Source organism: Flavobacterium sp. KH_035, assembly GCF_057839565.1.
The window spans coordinates 399,601-424,074 of the sequence record NZ_CM174492.1; the positions used below are offsets into that span (position 1 = coordinate 399,601).

Genomic DNA, 24,474 nt, shown 5'->3' on the forward strand with positions numbered 1-24,474 from the left:
AATCAAATGAAAAATATAAAAATAACAATAACAGCTTTAATGGCTTTATTCTTATTCCAATCTTGTTCTGAAGACAAGATGGATGAAATAAATAAGAATGTAAATAATCCTGCGGATATCGTTAGCCGACTAATCATTACAGATGTAATGATAAACTCTGCTTTCTCTGTAACCGGTTCTGACGCCTCATTTTATGCAGGAATATATTCTGAATTAAATGCAGGAAGCCATAACCAAATGTATAATGCACAAACTAGACGTAATGATCCAGCGTTAGCATCAACATACAGTAATGGTTGGGACAATAGCTACGAACAATTGCGAACATTAGGAATAATTATTGAAAAATGTTCTACAGGTAAAGAAAAAGGAAACTTCCAAACATTAGGTATCGCTCAGATATTAACAGCTTATAACTTAGCTGTTCTTACAGATCTTTTTGGGGACATTCCTTACACAGAAGCTGGAAAACCAGGTGTAATCTACCAACCAAAAGTAGACAAACAGGAGGCTATTTATGCTGACATCTTCAAAAGATTAAATGAAGGTATTGCCAACCTAAACAAAACATCAACTTATCCTTCATTAGGAACTCAGGATGTTATTTATAAGGGAAATTCAGCACAATGGATAAAAGCAGCCAATGGCTTATTAGCTAGATACACTATGAGACTATCTCTTAGAAAAGCTGATTACCAAGGCGTAATTAATTACGTAAATGCTTCTTTTTCTAATGTTGACGACGAACTAAAACTTGTAAACAGCAGTGTTCCTAATCCTTTTGCCAGATTCCAATTAGACAGAGCTGCAATAAGTGTAGCAAAAAGTTTCTATCAAACTATGGTAGCTAATGGAGCAAGCGATGCCCGTACTGATGCATTTTTCACTAAAAAAGCTGGCATCGTTGTACCTTTTGACAATTCAAAAGCAGATGTAGAAGGACAACGTTTATACTCTATCTCGGCTCTTATGAGTGAACTAAACCCTATTTACTTGCTAAGCTACCACGAATTATTATTCTTAAAAGCTGAGGCGCAAGCCAGATTAGGTTTACCTGAGGCGCAAACTACTATGAATGCTGCAATCAAAGCAGCTTACGGCAAAAAACAAGCAGTTACTTTTTCAGCTAGTCAGGCAGATACATATATTGCTTCTATACCAACCTTAACTGGTAACGCATTATTGAAAAAAATAATGGTAGAAAAACATATTTCTTTCTACGAAAACGAAGGTATTGAATCTTATAACGATATCAGACGTCTACAAGCAATGGGCAATGGAGACCTTATTCCTATGGTAAACCCAAAACCTGAATTGTTCCCACAAAGATTCGCTTACGGTCAATCTGATGTTAGTACAAATGCAAATATCAAAGAACTATTTGGAGACGGTTCTTATGTATACAAAGAAAAAGTTTGGTGGGCTGGAGGTACTAGATAATAGTATACTCTAATTTCAAAACAACTCCTAAAAAGGGCATTCATCATATGATGAGTGCCCTTTTTTTTTATCTACAACTTTCCTAAATCTTAAAATTTAACAAAACCTAAAGAGGCTATCTCCGAAAAAAAGAGAGTACCACTTTTTTTTGCTTCAAAAATCACTGAAGAAAAAAACACCATACATCACAGTTTTTAAAATTTAATATTGCTCAAAACCCCAGCAAACACAGCCATTGTCACATTTTAAACAAAAAACAAACAACACCAAATTAACAAATGTATTTTAACACTAAAAAAACACATCTCGTAACAAAAGAAGAATATGGGTAAAAAAAAAGCTTTTTATATTAGGTAGATTAACAAATAATTAAGATTTTTACCAAACTAATTCAAAACACATAAAAATGAAACTAAAGTTCAATGGATTCTTAGTACTTCTATTAGTACTAGTTGCGCAACTTACTTTTGCGCAAGAAAGAGCTGTTTCTGGAACAGTTTCTGACAATACAGGAATGCCTTTACCGGGCGTTAGTGTACTAGTTAAAGGAACAAAAACAGGAACACAAACAGACTTTGATGGTAAATTTTCTATCAAAGCCTCATCAAATCAAGTTTTGGTATTTAGCTACATCGGGATGAAATCTCAAGAAGTAGCTGCATCTTCAACTTCTATTAACATAAAGTTAGCCGATAATTCGGTAGAACTTGAAAGTGTTGTAGTAACAGCATTAGGTATTAAAAAATCTGACAAAGCTATTGGTTACGCCACAACAAAGGTATCTGGGAATGACCTTAATAAAGGAAACAATCAAAACCTTGTAAATGGTCTTAGTGGAAAAGTTTCCGGTCTGCAAGTAACTGCTTCAGGAGGTGCTCCTGGCCAAGCAAGTAGATTGGTAATCAGAGGAGGAAATAAATCAATAACAGGAAACAATGAACCTCTTTATGTTATTGACGGAATTCCAATGAGTAATGCCAACGACGGTAACGACAATACTGTAGTAGGATTTAATAGCCCTAACAGAGCCGCTGACATTAACCCAAATGACATTGCAAGCGTAACAGTGCTTAAAGGTGCTGCCGGAGCTGTATTGTATGGAAATCGTGGTTCGAATGGTGTTATCTTAATTACCACAAAAACAGGTTCTGATAAAGCAGGAAAACCTGTAATTGAATTCACCAGTTCTGTAGGAATAGATGATGCTCTTGTTTTACCTGATTTTCAAACTGAATATGCACAGGGATCAAACGGCGTAGCTTATCAAGAAGGTACTTCCAGATCATTTGGCCCAAGAATTACAGGACAAACTGTATCAAGCCCTGGAGCAGGTGCAGCTCAAGGATTAGGAGCACAACAAATTCAATTAAAAGTATTTGACCCGAGAAAGCAATTCCTTCAAACAGGAATAACTTATAACAATAATATTTCTCTTTCGAATTCTACTGATGCTTACGATATGTTTGTATCTATCGGACAATCAAAACAAACTTCTATTGTTCCTAATCAAGGATATCAAAAATTCAATGGTCGTTTTAACAGTAACTACAAATTCAGCAGTAGATTTACAGCTGGTGTTAACTTAAGCTACAATGCTTCTGAAGGAGACCTTGCTTATGCGGGACAAGACGGATCTAATCCATTTTTCGCATTATTCCACGCTCCTGTTACATGGGATTTAAAAGGCTACGGATATGAAAGACCGAACGGAACCCAAATTAATTTCCGTGGAGGAGCTTTTGACAACCCATACTGGACCGTTAACAAAAATTCAGCCCGTACTGATAGCCAAAGATATATTACAGGTTTAAACTTGGCCTTTGATGTAGCTAAAGGCTTCAAGTTAGCTTATCGTCTTGGTAATGACTATTTATCTGACCAAAGAACTCTTTTCAAAGACATCAACACTGGAGGTAATCCACTAGGATACCTAAGTTACGACAATGTTACTCGTCAGGAAACCAACTCTACATTGACTGCTACTTTCAATAAAGATATTACTGACAAATTTAAAGCTACTTTAACAGCCGGACAAGATTACAATAATAGAACTGTTCAAAATTCAATAATTACCGGAACTGAACTAATTCTTCCAGGAATTATCAATACAAACAACATCAAGACATTCTCTCCTGGATATATTTACAACTCAAGAAGAACATTATTTGGAGTATTTGGAGACTTATCTCTTAGCTATGACAATTATCTTTTCTTAAACGTAGTTGCAAGAAATGAATGGAGTTCAACATTACCAAAAGATAACAGAAGCTTCTTCTATCCTGGAGTAAGTGCTTCTGTAATTTTCACGGATGCGTTTAAAATCGAATCAGACGTACTTACTTATGGTAAATTACGTGTAGGTGCCTCGAAAACAGGTAGAGACGCTGATGTTTATCTAACACAACCTGCTTACAGAAAAGCAATCTTTGGAGATGGTTTTACAACAGGAGTAGAATTTCCATTTAACAACCTGGCAGGATACACAATCCAAAATACAATTAGTAATGCTAACTTAACTCCTGAGTTCACTACAGAATATGAAGTGGGTGTTGAATTAAAATTATTCAAAGACAGAATAGGTTTAGACGCATCATACTTCAGAAACGTGAATACTGATGGTATTATTCCGTTAGATATTTCTCCAGCAACAGGTGCAACTGCTACAATTATCAATAGTGGACAAACTAGCTCTAAAGGTTTTGAAGTTATGTTAAGAACAACGCCTATTCAAACAAAAGATTTCAAATGGGATGTGTCTTTCAACTTCAGCAGAATTAGATCACATGTTGACGAAACTTTTCCAGGTGTAGACAGAATTTTCCTTGGTGGTTTTGGCGGAAACCCTGCAATTTTTGCCGTAAAAGGAGAAAGATTAGGTACTATAGTTGGAACAGGGTACGCAAGAGATGCAAACGGAAAAGTATTGGTAGATGACGATGGAATCCCTTCTGTATTAGATGGTCAACTTCTTGGACATACTGAAGCAGATTGGACTGGTGGTCTAAGTACTGCCATTAACTACAAAAATATTTATTTTACAGCACTTGCCGACATAAGACAAGGTGGTTATTTATACAGTGGAACTGGTGAATTGTTAGATTTTTATGGTGTTAGTAAAGAGACATTAAATCGTAACGATGACTATATTTTCCCAGGAGTAAATGCTACTACAGGAGCCCCAAATGATGTCGTGGTGAAACGTGATGCAAACTGGTATGGATTAGGCGCTTATCCAAACGAACAATATGTTTACGAAAACAATTGGGTTAAACTAAGAGAAGTTACTCTTGGATACTCTTTCAAGTTAAAAGACAAATATATTCGTTCTCTAGATTTGGGAGTATATGGTCGTAATTTATTTATCTGGACAGATGTTCCTCATATCGATCCGGAATCAAGCTCTTTTGGAACTGGTAATGCACAAGGTGTTTCCAGATTTGCATTCCCAACTACAAGAACTTTTGGTTTCAATCTAAAAGCGCAATTCTAATACTAAAATTAATGAAAATGAAAAAAATTGACAACAAATATTTTAAGCGAATATTTCATATCGGCTTAATTACATTGGCGGCGGTATTTGTATCTTGTGAAAATGAGTTAGACATAAACAATGACCCAAACAATCCAACGGTAGTGCCATTTGCAACATTATTATCAGCTGCCGAAGTTAACTTAGCTTATACTCTTGGCGGAGACGGTACAAGAATGCCTGCAAGTATTGTACAGCATTATTCCGGACATAGAGGGCAGCCTTTAAATTTTGGACAATACAACATTACATCAGGAGATACTGATGGTTTATGGGCAAGCATCTATGACATATTAATCGATTTAAGATCAATTGAAGATCAAACTAAAATTTCAGGGGACAACATTTACCTTGGAGCTTCCCAAATTCTTCAAGTTTACACTTTCAGTGTAGCAACAGATCTTTTTGGAGACATTCCTTACACCCAAAGTTTAAAGGGAGCATCAAACATTACACCTGCTTATGACAAACAAGAAGCAGTCTATACTTCTTTACTTACAATATTAGATCAGGCAATCGTAAACGTAAAAAGTAATACTGGCGCCAAACCAGGAACGGCCGACTTATTATACAACGGTGATGTTGCGAAATGGGAAGCCTTTGGAAACTCTTTAAAACTAAGATTATTAAATCACCTTAGTAAAAGAAATCCAGGACAAGCGTTGACATTTTTACAAACTAACCCAAAACTAATTAGCTTAAATTCTGGCAATGCAAAAGTACCGTTTGGAAACATTGCAACTAATGCAAATCCAATTTACCAATTTGATGTTTTATCAGGTAGAAAAGATCAGGCAGTATGTAGCACAATTGTTAACAACATGAAAGCTTTAAGCGACCCTAGACTTACTCTATACTTCTCACCTGTTAAAAACAACGGATCAGGTTTACAGGGGCAATACTTAGGTAACCTTCCGGGTCAGGATTTAGACGATTCAGGAGAAAGTCTATTCTCTCGTGTAGGATCAGCTTACGCTTCAATTAACTCTCCTGTTACTCTTATTAGTGCTGCAGAAGTTGAATTCATCAAATCTGAAATCTATTTCAGAGCTAATGATCTGGTAAATTCAAAAATAGCTTATGATAAAGCTATAGTAAACGACTTTACTGCAATAGGCGCTGCTGACGTAGCTACTTACACTGCTAACCCATTAGTTGCTTACAATAATACATTACAAAGAATCATGACCCAAAAATGGATCACGATGTATCAAGCATCATATGAATCTTTTGTAGACTGGAGAAGAACAGGATTCCCAGTTTTAACTCCACCTACAACCAACCGTACTAGCGGAGTTACTCCAAGAAGACTACCATATCCTCAAAAAGAAATTAATGTTAACGGTGCTTCTTTAGCTGCTGGACCTGGAGTTCCGATTCCTTATGTTACATTAACAACAAAAGTGTGGTGGGATAATTAATTCTCAACATTTATAAGCATATTAAAACCACTCTGTTCAGTCAGAGTGGTTTTTTTTTATCCCAACATTATGCCTATATTTGTCCCATGGAAAAAGAACATCAAATATTTGGAATTAGAGCCATTATAGAAGCCATTCAGGCAGGAAAAGAAGTTGATAAAGTATTTATTCAAAAAGAGATTTCCGGAGAACTAATGAAAGATCTAATGAAAGTGATGAAACGCGCTAACATTAATTTCTCTTATGTACCTGTAGAAAAACTAAATCGTCTAACTCCCAATAATCACCAGGGAGCAGTAGCAACCATCTCCCCTATTGGTTTTATAGAATTGGAACATTTAGTTGAATCAACAATCGAATCCGGATCAAAACCTTTATTTTTAATACTGGATCAAATTTCAGACGCAAGAAATTTTGGTGCCATTATCAGAACTGCTGAATGTACGGGCGTAAACGGAATCATTGTACAGAAAGCAGGCTCGGCTCCGGTAAACGGAGACACTGTTAAAACTTCGGCAGGAGCAGTATTTAATGTTCCTATTTGCAAAGTTGAACACATTAAGGATGCAATTTTTTATCTTCAGGGATCAGGAATCAAAACGGTTGCGGCAACTGAAAAAACGGATCAGAACATATACGACATTGCATTAAATGAACCGGTAGCTATCATTATGGGTTCTGAAGACAGAGGTATAAATCCTTCTGTGCTAAAAATTGTAGACGAAAAAGCAAAATTACCTATGTTTGGATCAATTGGATCTTTGAATGTTTCTGTTGCCTGCGGTGCATTTTTATATGAAGCTGTTCGCCAGAGAAGTTAAATAATACAAAGAATTGAGAATTATGATGACAAATTAATGTCTTCAAAATATACTCCTAAAATATTCTTTCTTAAACCTGTAGCTTAATTGTATTATTGTTAATTACAAACTTAAGCTACGGGTAAAATAAACATTATCACCCAACACTACCTATCCTCCTCTACCTCAGACTTTGTCAAAATATAGTTAACTGAAACATCCGAATTAAAATAAGTCACTAATCCTTCCTGCTCTTCCTCTACAATCTCTGTATTTACGAAATTTCCATTTTCATCGAAATGCTTCATGAAAGGATCTTCTTCAGGATTAAAATCCGGCTTCTGCCATTCATAAACAACAGGCTTTGCGTACTCCGGAGTTTTATACATTAAGGACATTGCAAATCCGGTAATAAAACCTGCCAAATGTCCTTCCCAGGAAATGGTTTTATCTACCTCCGGAAACACGTACCAAATCATTCCGCCATAAAGCAAAATAACAGATAACGAAAGCGCTACCAGTCGATAATACCCTGTTTGAATTCCTTTAAAGAAAATAAAACTTACCAAAACATAAATCAATCCGCTCGCGCCTATATGAAAGTTTTCGCGACCAATAATCCAAGTTATGAATCCTGAAAACAATATACCATAAGCGATAACTGCAGAGGATTGCTTTGGATAAAAAAATTGCAGTGCAGCTAATAATACAAGAAGCGGTATGGAATTGTTGTATAGATGACTCAAATTTTCATGAATAAAAGGACTGAACAAGACACCTTGCAGACCTAAAAAATCCCGGGGATAAATGCCGTATTGATAAAAGTCAAAATCAAAGCGTATCTGAACCCAGTAAACAATCCACAAAAAAAGAACAAAAAATACCGGAAGTGCTATAACTGCAGTCGTAAATTTAAAGTGGTTGTCGTTCATAATTTATCAGTTAATTTTAAATGATGACATCAAAAAACTATCCAATTACAATTTACTGATAATTTGTCAGTTGACAAGAACATTCTCAAATGCCTTTTTAGCCCTGATGGAAGCGGTATTCTTTTGTGTCCGCCGCGGTGGACGCAAAAGATAAAGCAGACCGCAGGAATAGCTTCTAAAAACTATAAAATTAAAACTGAAAATAGTAATTTTACAAAATGGAAGCACCTTTAGCCGAGCGTATTCGCCCACAACATTTAGAAGATTATATCAGTCAGAATCATTTGGTTGGACCAAATGGGTCCTTAACGCAGCAAATTTCAAAAGGAATAATCCCATCATTGATCTTCTGGGGGCCACCGGGGACGGGAAAAACTACTTTGGCACAAATCATTGCGCAAGAATCGAAGCGTCCGTTTTATATCCTGAGTGCCATCAATTCAGGTGTAAAAGACATTCGTGATGTAATCGAAAAAGCCAAACAAAGCGGCGGATTGTTTACGGCTAAGAATCCTATTTTATTTATTGACGAGATACATCGTTTCAGCAAGTCACAGCAAGACTCCCTTTTGGCTGCTGTCGAAAAAGGCTGGATTACACTTATTGGCGCGACGACAGAGAACCCAAGTTTTGAAGTCATTCCTGCATTATTGTCACGTTGCCAAGTCTACATTCTAAATGCTTTCACAAAAGCCGACTTAGAGGCTTTACTGTACCGTGCCATAAAAACAGACACTTATTTAGCTTCTAAAAACATTACCCTAAAAGAAACCGAGGCTTTACTTCGACTTTCTGGAGGAGATGGACGAAAACTACTCAATATTTTCGAACTTGTTATTAATGCTTCAGCCGGTGATGAAATTATTATTACCAACGATCGCGTTTTCGAATTAGTTCAGCAAAATACTGTATTGTATGACAAAAGCGGAGAACAGCATTACGATATTGTTTCTGCTTTTATAAAATCTATTCGCGGAAGTGATCCGAATGGGGCTGTTTATTGGCTGGCCAGAATGATTGAAGGTGGTGAAGATGTGAAATTTATTGCCCGAAGAATGCTTATTCTCTCCAGTGAGGATATTGGAAATGCTAATCCGACTGCCTTTATCATGGCTAACAATACCTTTCAGGCAGTAACGACAATTGGATATCCGGAAAGTAGAATTATACTGAGTCAATGTGCCATTTATCTGGCAACCTCTCCTAAAAGTAATGCCTCGTACATGGCTATTGGCAATGCACAGCAATTGGTAAAACAAACCGGAGATTTACCAGTTCCCATTCACTTAAGAAATGCACCAACCAAACTTATGAAAGAACTTGGCTATGGTGACGATTATAAATATTCGCACGATTATGCCAATAATTTTGCCGAGCAGGAATTTTTACCTGATGTGATAAAAGAAACGGTTCTTTACAATCCGGGGCACAATTCAAGAGAGAACAGCAACCGCGAATTTTTAAAGAACCGTTGGAAAGATAAATACGGCTATTAAAACCATATCATATTTTAGAATTTAACTGAAATTTTTTCAGAAACTAACTGATCATTTTTATAGTACTCAAAAAACCATTGATTGTCTTTTGCATTCAAAGATCCCTGAATACCATCTTTTATAGCAATAAACGAGTCAGGACGTGATGTTTTTAACAACTTCATAACTACTTTTGGTGTTTTATCAATTAACTGATAACCATTTTCTGTTGGCTGAGCATACAACAAATTAGGATCTTTCATATCGGCTACCGGAGCTGCTTCTACAACTTTCGTTGTAACAGCTGATGCTGTTAGCGGAGTAGCAGGAATCGAAGTTTTTGCTGTATTGACACTTTTACCGCTATATTTATAACGCAAAGCGTTTATCGAAACAAATGCAAGATCAAGACACTCTCTATAAGCCGTTTCATACTCTTTCTCTTTACTTTTTCCTATTGCTGATGTAAAAATTACTTTACCATAACAATCTTTAAATTCTACAAAAAGCTTAGTGATTAAAAATCCACTTTCTTTCTTCACATCGGCATATAAAAGATCACAACGATCACCAAAGCCTTCCGGCAACACCTCATTAGCATAAAAAGCCTGAAAACCGGCTTTGTTTAAATTTGCCTTTGTCATTGTTGACGTTCTATACTGGTTTTCTGTTTTAAGAAAATCATATTTTAGCGGCACAATAACAGCTTTGTAATCATTAACCGATTGTGAAAATCCGATAACTGATGTAAGAAATGCAAGCAACAAAAATTTTATTCTCATAATTATAAATATTTTTTAAGTTCTAATAAATGATTCACTTGTTTGATATTTTGCGGAGCTTCGATTCTTTTTTCATTAAAAAAAATAGCATCCAGACCCGCATTTAATGCGCCATTGACATCGGCATCAAGACAATCACCAATCATAATGCTACTGTCTTTCGAAGCTTTTGCAATGTTTATCGCATAATCAAAGATAATACTATTTGGTTTTTTCACACCCGCCAGTTCAGAATTTGTTATAGTTTCAAAATAACCTGAAAGTGCCGCATTATTAATTTTCTTATCCTGAACATTTGCAAAACCATTCGTAATGATGTGTAATCTATATTTTGGCTTTAGATATTCTAAAACTTCGATTGCTCCTTCGAAAAGATAATTATTGTCGGTTAAAAACTCAATATAATCATTAGCAATTTCATTGATACTTTCATCTGATATAACATAATCCAAAGCATCAAAAGAAAACTTCAATCTATTGTAACGCAGCTCCAGATGCGTTATTTTATCGTTTTGATAAAGTTTCCAGCATGCTTGATTTATTGGAGCATACTTCTCAATAAAGTCCTGTGTTTTAATCTCGGGGTATTTACTTTTAAAAATTCGATCAAAAGCCATTTCAGAGTTTTTATCAAAATCCCAAAGTGTGTGATCTAAATCAAAAAAGACATCAGTAATAGTGGTATTCATAATTTATAAAATTCCTTGATCTACAAAACTATAATATTTTGTTTCAGTAATAATCAAATGATCCAAAACTTTAACATCTAAGCTCTCGCCTGCTAATTTTATTTTTTTTGTAATCTTTTTATCGGCATCACTCGGCTCCAAATTTCCAGATGGGTGATTGTGACACAAGATCAATCCGGTAGCACCAATTTCAAGTGCTAATTTAAAAACAATACGCACATCGACAATAGCCCCCGTAATTCCACCTTTACTTAACTGGGATTTAGAAATTACTTTATTTGAATTATTCAGAAAAAGCACCCAAAATTCTTCGTGCGGTAACTCTCCAATTATGGGCTGCATAATATCAAAAACTATTTTGCTGGAAGTGATCGTTAAGTACTCTTCTATTTTTTCAGCTCTTCGGCGTTTCCCCAGCTCTAAAGCAGCAATTATCGTAACAGCCTTAGCTTCCCCTATCCCTTTAAAATTCATTAGTTGGGTAACTGACAATTTAGCTAAAGAATTCAAACTTTTTGCACTTGCCAAAATACGCCTGCTTAAGTCAACAGCAGATTCACTGCGACTCCCAGAACCTATTAAAATAGCAATCAGCTCAGCATTACTTAACACCTCTTTACCTTTAAGCCGTAATTTTTCACGCGGTCTGTCATCTTCAGACCATTTCGAAATTGGAGAATAAGTTGTACTCATTTCTTATACAGTTGTAATAATTTTACTCATGCAAATACTATTTTCTAAACCTATATAAGGAACATAATTCTCAATAATACGAAAGCCCGCATTTTGATATAAATTTATAGCCTCGGTCTGTTTGTGAAGTGTTTCTAAAATCATAAACTCAAAGCCCTGCTTTTTCGCCTCTGCTTCCAATTCATTAATCACCAAACGAGCCAATCCTAAACCACGAGCCTCCGGTAGCACAAACATTCTTTTTAATTCTGCTGCATTTTCACTGTACTTTTTAAAACACCCACTTGCTACAACTTTTTCGTCTAAATAAACAAGAACAATATTAGGGTTAAATTCTATTACATTATTTCCCCAATACTCCTTTTTCAGCTCTGGATAACGTTCCCATAAAAAAGCATCAAATACTTTGATCAAGGATACAAAATCAGGATTTTCACTTGTTGTTTTTACAACTTTTACACTTGCATTCATTTTACAATACTCTTAGATGGCTAATATATAAAAAATAAGAAAAATCATTCATACAAAACAATATTAATCGCAAATTAATTTATTTGAACTAAGCAGATAGTTTGTCAAAATGTTTAACTTTAAATGCATGAAAATAATGTGTCTTTTTCCTATCCTTTTCTTACTCATCGCCTGTAACCAAAAAGAGCACAAAACGACTGCAACAGAAAGCTTGTCATCTGCGGTTCCAAACACTTTTTCCGAAAAATTATCCAATGCGGCATTACTAATTATTGATTCCTCAATAGACTATGACCCCGCCTACTTTTCAATAAAATACCCCAATGGAGATATTCCTTCGAACAAAGGAGTCTGTACAGATGTTATAATTCGCTCTTATCGAAAATTAAATATTGATCTACAAAAAGAAGTACATGAAGATATGGTTACAAATTTCGAAGCATATCCGTCTTTACAAAAGTGGGGACTGACTTCAACCGACACCAATATAGATCATCGAAGAGTTCCAAATTTAGAAGTTTTCTTTGAACGAAAAGGTAAAAAGCTTCCTGTCACTCAAGATGCAAATGATTATAAAACAGGTGAAATTGTCACCTGGCTAATTAACAACAAACTAGACCATATTGGAATTGTTACCAGTAAAAAATCAGCAGACGGAAAACGTAACTTAATTGTCCACAATGTTGGTAGCGGGCAAGTTCTTGAAGACTGTTTGTTTCGGTATAAAATTACCGGACATTATAGCTATTGGAAATAAACATCCGCAAAAAAAATCTAAAAAAAATGCCAACTGCAAAATTGCAATTGGCATATTATCTAATTTTCAAATTGACTAATTAATCAGCCCTTTTACGTCATCAAAATTCAAACCTCCGTAATTTCCAGAACTCATTAGCAATAATGCCGAATTTTCAAGATTCAAATTGAACAGATATTCTTTGAACTCAGCAGGATTTGTATAAATAATCAAATCTTCGCGATTAAAAGAATTTGCAATTTGTTCGTAAGTAACTTCTTCTAGTTGTTTAATTTTTACGGCATCAGGCGAATAGAATACTACCGCTACATCTGCATATTCAAGAGCTCCTTCGTATTCTTTGAGAAACTCTGCATTCAAACTGCTATAGGTATGCAATTCCAGACAAGCTACTAAAGTTCTGTTTGGATATTGCTCTTTTACTGCTTTTGTAGTCGCAGCGACTTTACTTGGGGAGTGTGCAAAATCCTTGTACGCTACTTTTCCTTTTCCTTTTCCTTCAGCAATTTTCTCCAATCGTTTTGAAGCTCCTTTAAAACTGGCAATTGCTTCGTAAAAATCAGCTTCATCAACACCCATGTTCTGACAAATCCATTTGGCTCCCGCCAGATTGTTCAAATTATGTGCTCCAAAAACTTCAATTGGCATATCGCCTTCGGGAGTTTCTAATAAAGTTACTCCATCACTTACTGTATACTTTGGTGTAGAATAGGCTAATTTTCGAATCGGGTTTGTAGCGGCTTCCGCAACACGTTTTACTTCCGGATCATTTTCGTTGTACACCAAAATACCTCCATTTGTAATTTTCCCAATAAAAATTTCGAATTGTTCAACATAATTCTCATACGTTGGAAACACATTGATATGATCCCATGCAATTCCTGAGATCAAAGCAATATTAGGTTGATACAAATGAAATTTTGGACGTCTGTCTATTGGAGAAGATAAATACTCATCCCCTTCTAAAACCATAAAATCATTCTCTTCAGTAAGATGCACCATAGTGTCAAAACCTTCCAACTGTGCTCCAACCATATAATCGACTTCAATATTATGATAATGCATTACGTGCAAAATCATCGAAGTTATTGTTGTTTTTCCGTGAGAGCCTCCAATTACCACTCGGGTTTTATTCTTAGACTGCTCGTACAAAAATTCCGGATACGAATAAATTTTCAAACCTAATTCCTGCGCTTTTAGCAACTCCGGATTATCCACTTTCGCATGCATCCCAAGGATTATGGCGTCAATATCAGCAGTAATTTTTTCAGGAAACCAACCCAGTTCAGCCGGTAAGATTCCCTTTTTTTCCAATCTTGATTTTGAAGGTTCAAAAATAGCATCATCACTTCCTGTAACCTGATATCCTTTATTGTGCAATGCAAGTGCTAAATTGTGCATGGCGCTTCCGCCTATGGCGATGAAATGTGTTTTCATTGAATACGTTAAATCGTTTGTTTGTTGAACTGTTTATTCGATAAAACGAAAATAGAATTCAACGCTTAAATCGGTTAATTATTTTTCAAAAATAAGGAATTATAAAATGTCTCATTTGCTTTTAGGGATAAATTAGTAATTTGTACAAAATTTATTTGAGTACTGTACCAACCTTTAATAAAAAACAACACTCTCTTTATTAAAACTAACTTATGAAAAATGTACTATTTGTTTTCTTACTGCTTTCAACCGCATTATCTGCACAGCAAAATGACAAAAAATGGATAAAAGTTTCCTCTTATGAAAATAATGGTAAAATCAAATCTGCTACTAAAGTTGTAAATCAGATCTATAAAAAAGCGGTTGCTCAGAAAGATGAAGTACAAATGATAAAATGTTTTTTTCATCAATCGAAGTATCTGCAGGTAGTTGACGAAAGTGCTAAAAAGAAAATTTTAACTAATCTTAAAACGGATATTAATCGTGTCTCTATCCCTTCAAAAGCAATTTTGAATTTGATTTATGCGAAATGTCTAAATGAATATTCAGATGAAGAGTATGTAGCTTTTACTGTTGATAAGACTGCAGCTATTATCGAAGAAGAAGCGTATGCTGTAGCTGATAGTGTTCTGATTCCTTCAATTGAAGACTACAATCTTCAGTCTGATAAATTGACAGCCGAAAAAGAAATCATAACCATTCTGGAAAAAACATTAGAAAATAAAAGTGTTTTAAAGGCAACTCCTTTAATAAAATATCAGGCAATTTTTGAATTTTTAACGATCGAAAAATTAAAAACTGAAAACGTGTATGATTATCTCCTGAAAGAAAACATCTATTTTTTTAGTCACAAATCTCATCCATGGCAAGCTGAAAGCAGTGAAATTGAAAACCATAAAAATGAGCTTTTAGGAAATTCCGCAGATTTTTTAAAGTTTAATTTAAATATAATAACAGAAGAAAATCTTAAAAAGATTTTGGAACTGCATCAAAAACTGGAATTAAGTAACCCATCTTTAGAAAATCAATTTGACCGAATTATTTACTGCAGTGATTTCCTGCCACAATCTAAAGATGACCTCAAAAAAGTTTTAGATAAACTTGAGAAAGAATCCAATGACATAATTCTTACACAAAAAATTTTATTAAAAAAAGCTGAAATTCTAGCTGACCAGGCATCAAAAGAATTACATCCTGATTATAATATTGAAGCTGTAAAAATATATGATAGCATTATAAAACTAAATAGCGAAACTAATACGGCGCAATCTGCTTTGGACGAAAAGCGAAACATTACCTCAAAATCACTAAGCGTTGAACTTCAAAAATACAGTTACAACAATGAGAACACAAGAGCATCAATTACTTACAAAAACATAGATCGTTTAAATATCTCTTTTTATAAAATAGATCAGAAAAAGATAAAAGAATTAACAGCCGAATCTCAATACAACCAGGATAGTATCAGTGAAATAATTATAAAGAACAAAAACAAAATTGCGTTTAGAGAATATCAGCTTCAAAATAAAAAAGATTATTTTCAATACACCACAGAAGTCCTTTTACCAAATCTGGAAACAGGCAGCTATTTAGTTTATTTTGAAAGTAATTTAAATACCCTGGATGAAAAAACTTATGCATTTCAAACTATTACAATTTCTAATTTAAGTATTCTCGCATCTCAGGAAGATAATAAGAAAAACTTTCAGGTTCTGGATAGAAAAAATGGAAAACCTCTTGAAAATGTAACAATCAAAACATCTCGTTACAATCTTAAAACAGATCTAAACGGATTGGCTTCTTACACAGAGACAAATATTAATTATGATGAAGATAAAGATGATGAAGAAGATGAAGAAGATGATGAATATATTGAATTTTCATTACAAAATGACACCATTACAATTGAGGAAAACTATATTCGACATACAATACAATACACCCAAAAAGAAGATAATACCTTTAATGGCAAAGTAGAATTTTACCTGGACCGAGCTATTTATCGTCCGGGACAAACCGTTTATTATAAAGGAATCGCAATTCAAAAGAAAAAAAGCAAAACAAGCACTGTCTCAAATACTACTTTTAAAATTTTAGTGAAGGATACAAATTATCAAATCTTTAAAGAATTTGAAATTATTACTAACGAATTCGGTTCATTTTCAGGAGAATTCATACTACCTAAAAACAGTTTGACAGGTAATTTCAATATTTATGCGGTTAAACCTGATGAGGCTACAAAGGAAGATATTGATTTAAAGAACAAACCAAATTTAACCTTTTGGGATAGCGTAATTCTTGAAAGCTCACAAACTAATTTTAAAGTCGAAGAATACAAACGTCCAAAATTTAAAGTAGATTTTGACCCTAAAAAAGAAAACTATCAGGTCAATCAATCTATTAAAGTAAAGGGAACTGCAAAAGCATTTTCCGGAAGCAATATTTCTGACTCAAAAGTTACGTATAAAGTAAATAGATTTACAAATTATTATAGAAATTATTACGGACAAGAACAAAATGAAACCATCGCAACCGGCGAAACTAAAACAGATGCTTCAGGAAAATTCGTGATTGAATTTATTGCAAAACCTTCACAAAATGCGATAAAAGAACAATTACCCATTTTCAATTATAGAATTACTGCTGATGTTACTGATGTTAATGGCGAAACTCATACTTCTGAAACAATCATTAAAGTAGGGTTTCATGACTTGATTATTAATGCGAACATTCCAAGTCAAATTGAAACAAAAAACAAAAATGAAGTTACACTTACGAGCACTAATTTAAACGGAGAATTTTTAGCAGCAAAAGGAGACTTTAAATTATACTTTCTAAGTCCGTTGTCTACTAAATTCAAGGAACAAATCTGGTTCAAACCAGAAATAGAAACCATTTCAGAATCTGATTTTGAAAAACTATTTCCATATGAAATTCGCGAGACTAAAACAGATAAAACAAACGAAACTTTATTGTTTTCAAAAAAAGTAGATACAGAGAAAGACAAAAAAATAACTCTTGATTTTATTTCAAATTACAAATCAGGGAATTACAAAATTGTTTTCTCTGCAAAAGACACCTTTAATAATCCGATAGAATCGGTTTCTACTTTTGAAGTCAAGCAAAGCAAAGACAAATTTAATCCAAGTAAATTATTTACTGCAGAACAAATTAACGCTGATCCTAAAAAAGATGGCTTTGTCGAAATTAAGCTCTCTTCTGTAATTCCCGATTTATATATTATTACAAGCGGAAATTATGGTAATCTAAACTATTTCGAAAACACATATCATATAGAAAATAATGAACTAACGATCAAAGTTCCTTTAAAGAAAGAATTCGAAAAATCGATTCGCTTAAGTTTTCAAAGCATTTTTGAGAACGAAATTTTTAATGATGAGCTGGAAATACTTTTAAAAACAGAAGAATCTAAACTAGAATTGCTAATAGAAAGTTTTAGAAATAAAATTGAACCGGGAAGTAATGAAACGTGGTCGTTTCAATTAAAATCAATTAACACAAAAACTGAGGCCGAAGTACTAGCCTCAATGTATGATAGTTCACTAGATCAATTTACTAAAAGAGACTGGAATATTTTAAATTTAAATAATTACCGATACAATACATCAAACATAAAATCAGGTTTAGGTTTCGAAAAAATGCATTCTTATTTAAAAAACATGAATAGAGTACTACATACGCATAAATACTTTCAGGAAGACACACAATTAAACTGGTTTGGTTTTGGCTTCAATAATAGTCGATACGGAGATTCGCTCCAAATAACCGGAGTAGAGATTAAAGACAAAAAAATAGGGACCGAAACGATTAAGGGAGATCCTGATGCTGTTTTAACCATTGATGTACCTGTAGGAGCGGGAGCTCCCGTTGCTATTCTTGCAGAACAATCGGTTAAAATTGACCAAGTAAAATTTATAAAACCAGAATATTCTCAAACCAATAAAACTAAATTTATTACTGGAAAAAAAACAATAAAAGGGTTGACATCTTTGGCTATGGGTGAATCTACACTATATGTAGTTGATGGGGAAATTTCTAACGAAGAAACTGTAAAAAATCTGAGCTCCTCAGAAATAATTTCAATTAACACATTAAAAGCCGACATAGCAACTGCACTTTATGGAAGAAAAGGCGTAAACGGAGCCATAATCATTACCACCAAAAAAGCCTTAGAAGCCTTAACACAAGTAAAAACCAGAAAAAATCTTTCTGAAACCGCTTTCTTTTTACCTAATTTAAAAACAGATTCTACCGGAAAAGTAAGTTTCAACTTTACATCTCCGGAAGCTTTAACTTCTTGGAAACTTCGTTTATTGGCTCACAATAAAGATGCTGTTTCCGGTTATTTAGAGAAAAGCGTCATTACTCAAAAGGAATTAATGGTTCTGCCGAATTTCCCTCGCTACCTCAGAGAAAAAGATACTATAGTAATTAGTGCTAAAATTTCGAATGTTACTGCCGAAGCAAAAACCGGAATCGCCAGTTTACAATTTTTTGATGCTGTAACCATGCAGCCCATCGACGCCAAAATGCTCAACGCAAAAAATGTTAGAAATTTTAATGTCGCTGCTTTTGGAAATACAACCGTAACCTGGACGATTTCTATTCCAGAAGGTTTGCAAGGCGTTCAATATAAAATTCTGGCTAAATCAGGTAATTTTTCTGACGGAGAAGAAAACATGCTTCCGGTTTTGACAAACAATATGCTTGTTACAGAAAGTATTCCTATCTGGGTTCGTGAAAACTCTACAAAAGAATATACGTTTAACAACCTAAAAAACAACAATTCAACAACTTTAAAGAATCACCAGTTTACATTCGAATATACTTCGAATCCATCTTGGATAGCCATTCAGTCTTTGCCTTATTTAATGGAGTACGAGCATGAATGTGCGGAACAAACTTTTGCCCGTTTTTATGCCAATGCTTTGGCTTCGGAGATTATTTCAAATAATCCGAAGATTGCAACTGTTTTTGAAAATTGGAGAAAAAATGGACAACTAACGTCTAAACTAGAAGAAAATGAAGAATTAAAATCGATTATTCTTGCTGAAACTCCGTGGCTAAATGATGCGCAAAGCGAAGATGAAAAGAAAAAGAATCTGGCACTTTTGTTTGATCTGGAGAAAATGAAAACTTCTCAAGAGGTCACTTTCGAAAAATTAAAACAAAAACAAAAAGCATCCGGAGGATTTTCATGGTTTGAAGGAAGCGATGAAAGCGAATACATTACCAGACATATTCTGGCTGGTTTAGGTCATTTATCAAAGTTGACCAAAACCAGTGATGACGATAAGATAGACCAAATTGCAAAAACGGGGATTCCGTTTTTAGACAATAAATTTTTAGAATACTATAAAAACAGAACCAAAGATTTAAAACCTGCGGAAAAGCTAATTTGGATCAACCCATATTCTGATCTTCATTATTTATATACCAGAAGTTTTTATCTAGAGAAATATCCGCTTTCAGACACTTTAAAGAAAGCCACCAAACTTTATTTGGAAGCAGCTAAAAAAGATTGGCTAAACTATTCTATTTATGAAAAAGGACTGGCTGCATTAACTCTGAATCGTTTTGGAGAAAAAGAAACCGCTAAAAAAATCGTAGAAAGTCTTAAAGAAACATCTTCAAACAACGAAGATTGGGGAATGTACTGGATTGCCAATAAAGCAGGTTGGAATTGGTATCAGGCACCTATTGAAACTCAATCTCTATTAATTGAGGCTTTCGCCGAAGTAAATCAGGACACCAAATCAGTAGATGCAATGAAAGTATGGCTATTAAAAAACAAACAAACTAAAAATTGGCCAACGACTAAATCTACTACCGAAGCTGTTTATGCTTTATTAATGCAAGGAAATGACTGGTTAAGTGTGAAAGACAATACCATTATTAAAATTGGAGATGAAAAAATTCTAACTAAAAAACTGACTGAAAATGAAAAAGAAGCTGAAACCGGTTATATTAAACTAAGCTGGAAGGCCGATGAAGTTAAAAAAGAAATGGCTTCGATCAGTATTCAAAACAAATCTAAAGTTCCTGGTTTTGGAGGTATTTATTGGCAGTATTTTGAAGATTTGGATAAAATTAAAACCAATTCAGGATCAGTCCTGTCAGTCTCGAAAGAATTATATTTAAAGAAAAGCACATTAAAAGGAGAACAATTAGAAAAGATCAGTTCTAAAAACTCTTTAAAAATTGGAGATTTAGTTACTGTACGATTAATCATTACGTCAAAAGAAGACATAGAATATATTCATTTAAAAGACATGAGAGCTTCTTGTTTTGAACCAGTAACTGTGCTTTCTCAATATCAGTATAAAGATCGTTTGGGTTACTATATGAGTACAAAGGATGCAGCAACTCACTTTTTCTTTGACCGAATCAATAAAGGAACTTATGTTATAGAATATGATATAAGAGTAAACAACAGCGGAGAACTCTCTAACGGGATTACAACAATTCAAAGTATGTATGCCCCAGAGTTTACAAGTCATACTAAAGGAATTAGAGTAAAAGTGAATTAACAACCTGTATAAATTCCAGAAAATAAAATTCCAAAAAAATGCTGCAAAGAATTTCCACCACGAATTTTATTTAATTAATCCGTGAATTCGTGGCGGAAAAAAGCACAAAAAAACCGACAGATTCTTGAAATCTGTCGGTTTTTATTTTTATTTAGAAGCCAGAATTATTTAATAATGGTCATTTCGTCGATAATGTTTTTAGCTCCGGCGTATTTGTCAATAATCCAAAGTACGTAACGAATATCTACGTTAATTGTTCTTTGTAATTTAGAATCAAAAATAACATCTCCCGCCATGGCTTCGATGTTTCCGTCAAAAGCAACTCCAATTAATTCTCCTTTTCCGTTTAATACCGGAGAACCTGAGTTTCCACCTGTAATATCGTTATCTGTTAAGAAGTTTACCGGCATATAACCTGCTTTATCAGCATACTGTCCAAAATCTTTTGCTTTGTTTAATTCTAATAAACGTTTTGGCAAGTCAAATTCCTGATCTCCCGCTTTATACTTTTTCACCATACTTTCCATGGTAGTATAATTGTTTATTTTAGCATCATTACGTGGATCAGCAGGCAAAGCTCTTACTTTTCCGTAAGTTAATCTCAAGGTAGAGTTAGCATCTGGATATTGAATTGCATTCAATTTAGATTCTCTTAAACCTTCTACCAATTTGCGGTAAGCGCTTGCAAAACCATCATCGGCTTTCACCTGATCGTCTGTTTTAGAACGGAATTTTGTCATTAAGTCGTTAGAGATAATATACAAAGGATCGTGTACAATCGCTAATGGTTTAGGATTAGCCATAAATGCCAATACTGTTTCTTTCGAAGTAAAATAACTGATTTCAGTTGCTTTTGCTACATCAGCAGTAAAATCACCATTGTTCTCTGATTTCATTTTAGCAATCTGTGTCGCTAAACCATATTCAGCAGCTTTAGAAGCATATAAATTCAACTGTGCTGTTAACACATCTTTTTCAAGAGGTGCATAAAATTCACCATAAATACTTTCGATCAATGCGTTGATCTTTGGCAACATTTCTGCTTTTTTAGCGTCGTTTTCGTTGTAGTAAGCGATCAGTGCATTTCCTAAATTAGAAGGCCCGCCAGCATAATTTGAGGTACGCAAAAGCTGTGTTAAGTAATTATCGTGGATTGCTTTTAGATTTGTAGCTCTGTAATAATCATTAATCGTTGGAATTACATTCTCGTACTTTTCTTTGTTAGCCGGCTTAGTAGCCCACTCATAGAATTTATCTTCCTGTGCCGCTTTAATCTCTGCTGTCCCCGCTTTTGTTAAAGCATCGATCATACCCTGACGGTTTTTCCAGTAGTTTGCTGTAGAAGCATATTTAGACGCGTATTGCAAACGAACTGTTGCATCTTTGTCCATATACTTTTTCATTTGATCCATTCCGGTTTTAGCACCTTCAACCCATGCAGGGTAAGCAAACTTAACATTTTGCTCAATTCCTCCAGCTGGCATCCAACGGTTTGTTCTTCCAGGATATCCTAAAATCATCGCAAAGTCATTCTCTTTAACCCCTTTAATACTTACTGGTAAGTAATGTTTCGGTTTCAAAGGCACATTGTCTTTAGAGTAAGCTGCCGGATTTCCGTTTTTATCTGCGTAAACTCTGAACATAGAAAAATCTCCTGTTTGACGAGGCCATTCCCAGTTGTCCGTATCTCCACCAAATTTACCAACACTTTCAGGTGGTGTTCCTACTAAACGAACGTCTGTATAATCCTGGTAAACGAAATAGTAATATTCATTTCCCTGAAAGAAAGGACGAACTGAAACGGTATATTTTCCGCCTTCGTTGTTTTCCTTTTCGATCAAAGCCATTTCTTGCTGAATCGCTTTGTTTCTTTCAGTCTCAGTCATTTTATCGTTTACTTTTGATAAAATTCTTTTAGAAACATCGTCCATACGCACAAAGAAACGCACGTATAGTGATTTCGGTTTCATTTCGGCACTTCTTTGTTTTGCCCAAAAACCGTCTTTCAAATAATTTTGTTCTGCTGAAGAAAGTTCTGCAATTGCATTGTAACCACAGTGGTGATTGGTTAAAACCAATCCCTCTTTAGAAACGATTTCTGCAGTACAACCTCCGTTAAATTGTACAATAGCATCTTTTAAACTATGATTGTTGATACTGTAAATTTCTTCGGCTGTCAATTGCAAGCCCATTTTTTCCATATCTCTATGGTTCAATCTTTCGATAAACATCAAAAACCACATTCCTTCGTCAGCCCTTACAGGAAAAGCCATCAGACACATGGTCAAGAATAAAACTATTTTTTTCATGTTATTTTGTTTAAGTGACGCGAATATAACTCATTTTCATAATTATATTATTGCAGTCCATCCTGAAATTAAATATCTCAGCAAATTTTTAGCATTTCATTACGAATTTAACATTATATAAAACAAAAAAGGCGCTCTGTTTCCAGAACACCTTTTGTACAAATTGTATTTTTTTTAGTCGTTAAGCATCTTCCAAAGCTTATCTTTTAAATCGGTTAAACCTTGTTGGGCCACAGATGAGATAAACATGTATGGAATATCTTTGAAAGCGACATCTAATTCCGTTTTCAATTCGGCTTTAAGTTCGTCATCCAGCATATCACATTTCGAGATTACCAAAAGACGTTCTTTGTCTAACATTTCAGGATTGTACTTGGTTAATTCATTGACCAAAATATCGTATTCCGCTTTAATATCCGGTGTATCAACCGGAACTAAAAACAACAATGTTGAGTTACGCTCGATATGACGCAAAAAGTAATGACCTAGCCCTTTTCCTTCAGCGGCACCTTCGATGATTCCAGGAATATCGGCAATTACAAACGATTGATAATCTCTGTAAGCAACGATTCCTAAGTTTGGTTTTAAGGTTGTGAAAGGATAATCGGCAATTTTTGGTTTCGCTGAAGTCAAAACAGACAGTAAAGTTGATTTTCCGGCATTTGGAAAACCTACTAAACCAACATCCGCCAATACTTTAAGTTCCAGAATTACATCCATCTCGACACCTGGTAAACCTGGCTGGGCATAACGTGGTGTCTGATTGGTTGAACTTCTAAAGTGCCAGTTCCCTAAACCTCCTTTTCCTCCTTTTGATAGAATTCTCTTTTCACCGTCTTCGGTGATTTCGAATAAAGTTTCTCCAGTTTCTTTGTCTTTTACAACGGTTCCTAACGGCACTTCAATAAATTTATCATCTCCATCAGCACCAGTACTACGATCTCCTCCACCGTCTCCACCGTGACCTGCTTTAATATGTCTTGCAAACTTTAGATGAAATAACGTCCAAAGTCCTTTATTTCCAACTAAATACACGTGTCCTCCACGACCACCATCTCCTCCGTCAGGACCTCCCTTTTCAATAAATTTCTCTCTATGTAAATGCGTAGATCCTTTTCCTCCTTTACCGGACGAAACATAAATCTTAACATAATCTACAAAATTTCCTTCTGTCATTTTTACTTGTTT

General features: G+C 34.6%; 15 protein-coding genes. 7 read left to right on the forward strand and 8 right to left on the reverse strand.

All coding sequences use genetic code 11. The features are described 5' to 3' along the window. Positions 1–6 precede the first annotated feature (6 nt). The 4 genes from AC3IS6_RS01930 to rlmB all read left to right on the forward strand — a co-directional run bounded on the left by AC3IS6_RS01930 (position 7) and on the right by rlmB (position 7,211). Positions 7–1,440: a SusD/RagB family nutrient-binding outer membrane lipoprotein gene (locus AC3IS6_RS01930; RefSeq protein WP_489163145.1), complete on the forward strand. Its 1,434-nt coding sequence runs from the start codon at positions 7–9 to the stop codon at positions 1,438–1,440. Between the two features lie 406 nt (positions 1,441–1,846). Then, positions 1,847–4,930, forward strand: coding sequence for a SusC/RagA family TonB-linked outer membrane protein (locus AC3IS6_RS01935; protein WP_489163147.1), 3,084 nt, complete (start codon positions 1,847–1,849; stop codon positions 4,928–4,930). A gap of 17 nt (positions 4,931–4,947) precedes the next feature. Next, positions 4,948–6,390: a SusD/RagB family nutrient-binding outer membrane lipoprotein gene (locus tag AC3IS6_RS01940; protein WP_489163149.1), complete on the forward strand. Its 1,443-nt coding sequence runs from the start codon at positions 4,948–4,950 to the stop codon at positions 6,388–6,390. 86 nt (positions 6,391–6,476) lie between these two features. Continuing rightward, positions 6,477–7,211, forward strand: coding sequence for a 23S rRNA (guanosine(2251)-2'-O)-methyltransferase RlmB (gene rlmB / locus AC3IS6_RS01945; protein WP_173967227.1), 735 nt, complete (start codon positions 6,477–6,479; stop codon positions 7,209–7,211). Between the two features lie 146 nt (positions 7,212–7,357). Here the strand turns inward: rlmB and AC3IS6_RS01950 are convergent, their stop codons facing one another. Beyond that, positions 7,358–8,122, reverse strand: coding sequence for a rhomboid family intramembrane serine protease (locus AC3IS6_RS01950; RefSeq protein WP_489163151.1), 765 nt, complete (start codon positions 8,120–8,122; stop codon positions 7,358–7,360). A gap of 218 nt (positions 8,123–8,340) precedes the next feature. On the opposite strand from AC3IS6_RS01950, the gene AC3IS6_RS01955 reads away from it, so the two are divergent. Then, the gene (locus AC3IS6_RS01955; protein ID WP_489163153.1) at positions 8,341–9,618 is read left to right on the forward strand and encodes a replication-associated recombination protein A; all 1,278 of its coding nucleotides are present in this window, start codon (positions 8,341–8,343) and stop codon (positions 9,616–9,618) included. A gap of 14 nt (positions 9,619–9,632) precedes the next feature. On the opposite strand, the gene AC3IS6_RS01960 is transcribed toward AC3IS6_RS01955, so the two are convergent. The 4 genes from AC3IS6_RS01960 to AC3IS6_RS01975 are packed head-to-tail and all read right to left on the reverse strand — an operon-like array spanning position 9,633 to position 12,232. Next, positions 9,633–10,379 (reverse strand): hypothetical protein, encoded by a 747-nt coding sequence (locus AC3IS6_RS01960; RefSeq protein ID WP_489163155.1) that lies wholly within the window; start codon positions 10,377–10,379, stop codon positions 9,633–9,635. A 2-nt stretch (positions 10,380–10,381) separates the two neighbouring features. Further along, the gene (locus AC3IS6_RS01965) at positions 10,382–11,068 is read right to left on the reverse strand and encodes a YjjG family noncanonical pyrimidine nucleotidase (protein ID WP_489163157.1); all 687 of its coding nucleotides are present in this window, start codon (positions 11,066–11,068) and stop codon (positions 10,382–10,384) included. Between the two features lie 3 nt (positions 11,069–11,071). Further along, the gene (gene radC / locus AC3IS6_RS01970; RefSeq protein WP_489163158.1) at positions 11,072–11,761 is read right to left on the reverse strand and encodes a RadC family protein; all 690 of its coding nucleotides are present in this window, start codon (positions 11,759–11,761) and stop codon (positions 11,072–11,074) included. 3 nt (positions 11,762–11,764) lie between these two features. Continuing rightward, positions 11,765–12,232: a GNAT family N-acetyltransferase gene (locus AC3IS6_RS01975; RefSeq protein WP_489163160.1), complete on the reverse strand. Its 468-nt coding sequence runs from the start codon at positions 12,230–12,232 to the stop codon at positions 11,765–11,767. A gap of 127 nt (positions 12,233–12,359) precedes the next feature. Between AC3IS6_RS01975 and AC3IS6_RS01980 the strand changes: the two genes are divergently transcribed. Further along, entirely contained in the window at positions 12,360–12,989 is a 630-nt protein-coding gene (locus AC3IS6_RS01980; RefSeq protein WP_489163162.1) for a DUF1287 domain-containing protein, read from the forward strand. 75 nt (positions 12,990–13,064) lie between these two features. Here the strand turns inward: AC3IS6_RS01980 and AC3IS6_RS01985 are convergent, their stop codons facing one another. Next, positions 13,065–14,426, reverse strand: a complete 1,362-nt coding sequence (locus AC3IS6_RS01985; protein WP_489163164.1) for a UDP-N-acetylmuramate--L-alanine ligase — start codon at positions 14,424–14,426, stop codon at positions 13,065–13,067. Positions 14,427–14,638: 212 nt separating this feature from the next. On the opposite strand from AC3IS6_RS01985, the gene AC3IS6_RS01990 reads away from it, so the two are divergent. Next, entirely contained in the window at positions 14,639–20,977 is a 6,339-nt protein-coding gene (locus tag AC3IS6_RS01990; protein ID WP_489163166.1) for an alpha-2-macroglobulin family protein, read from the forward strand. 164 nt (positions 20,978–21,141) lie between these two features. Here AC3IS6_RS01990 and AC3IS6_RS01995 read toward each other — a convergent pair whose 3' ends face one another. After that, positions 21,142–23,286 (reverse strand): S46 family peptidase, encoded by a 2,145-nt coding sequence (locus AC3IS6_RS01995; RefSeq protein WP_489163168.1) that lies wholly within the window; start codon positions 23,284–23,286, stop codon positions 21,142–21,144. A 174-nt stretch (positions 23,287–23,460) separates the two neighbouring features. Continuing rightward, on the reverse strand, positions 23,461–24,462 hold the full coding sequence (obgE, locus tag AC3IS6_RS02000; RefSeq protein ID WP_173967217.1) for a GTPase ObgE: 1,002 nt from the start codon (positions 24,460–24,462) through the stop codon (positions 23,461–23,463). Positions 24,463–24,474: the final 12 nt, after the last annotated feature.

Bases quoted from the DNA above. Each gene is read 5' to 3' on its own strand.
- AC3IS6_RS01930 (WP_489163145.1), top strand. From the start codon at position 7: ATGAAAAATATAAAAATAACAATAACAGCTTTAATGGCTTTATTCTTA.
- AC3IS6_RS01935 (WP_489163147.1), top strand. From the start codon at position 1,847: ATGAAACTAAAGTTCAATGGATTCTTAGTACTTCTATTAGTACTAGTT.
- AC3IS6_RS01940 (WP_489163149.1), top strand. From the start codon at position 4,948: ATGAAAAAAATTGACAACAAATATTTTAAGCGAATATTTCATATCGGC.
- rlmB (WP_173967227.1), top strand. From the start codon at position 6,477: ATGGAAAAAGAACATCAAATATTTGGAATTAGAGCCATTATAGAAGCC.
- AC3IS6_RS01950 (WP_489163151.1), bottom strand. From the start codon at position 8,122: ATGAACGACAACCACTTTAAATTTACGACTGCAGTTATAGCACTTCCG.
- AC3IS6_RS01955 (WP_489163153.1), top strand. From the start codon at position 8,341: ATGGAAGCACCTTTAGCCGAGCGTATTCGCCCACAACATTTAGAAGAT.
- AC3IS6_RS01960 (WP_489163155.1), bottom strand. From the start codon at position 10,379: ATGAGAATAAAATTTTTGTTGCTTGCATTTCTTACATCAGTTATCGGA.
- AC3IS6_RS01965 (WP_489163157.1), bottom strand. From the start codon at position 11,068: ATGAATACCACTATTACTGATGTCTTTTTTGATTTAGATCACACACTT.
- radC (WP_489163158.1), bottom strand. From the start codon at position 11,761: ATGAGTACAACTTATTCTCCAATTTCGAAATGGTCTGAAGATGACAGA.
- AC3IS6_RS01975 (WP_489163160.1), bottom strand. From the start codon at position 12,232: ATGAATGCAAGTGTAAAAGTTGTAAAAACAACAAGTGAAAATCCTGAT.
- AC3IS6_RS01980 (WP_489163162.1), top strand. From the start codon at position 12,360: ATGAAAATAATGTGTCTTTTTCCTATCCTTTTCTTACTCATCGCCTGT.
- AC3IS6_RS01985 (WP_489163164.1), bottom strand. From the start codon at position 14,426: ATGAAAACACATTTCATCGCCATAGGCGGAAGCGCCATGCACAATTTA.
- AC3IS6_RS01990 (WP_489163166.1), top strand. From the start codon at position 14,639: ATGAAAAATGTACTATTTGTTTTCTTACTGCTTTCAACCGCATTATCT.
- AC3IS6_RS01995 (WP_489163168.1), bottom strand. From the start codon at position 23,286: ATGAAAAAAATAGTTTTATTCTTGACCATGTGTCTGATGGCTTTTCCT.
- obgE (WP_173967217.1), bottom strand. From the start codon at position 24,462: ATGACAGAAGGAAATTTTGTAGATTATGTTAAGATTTATGTTTCGTCC.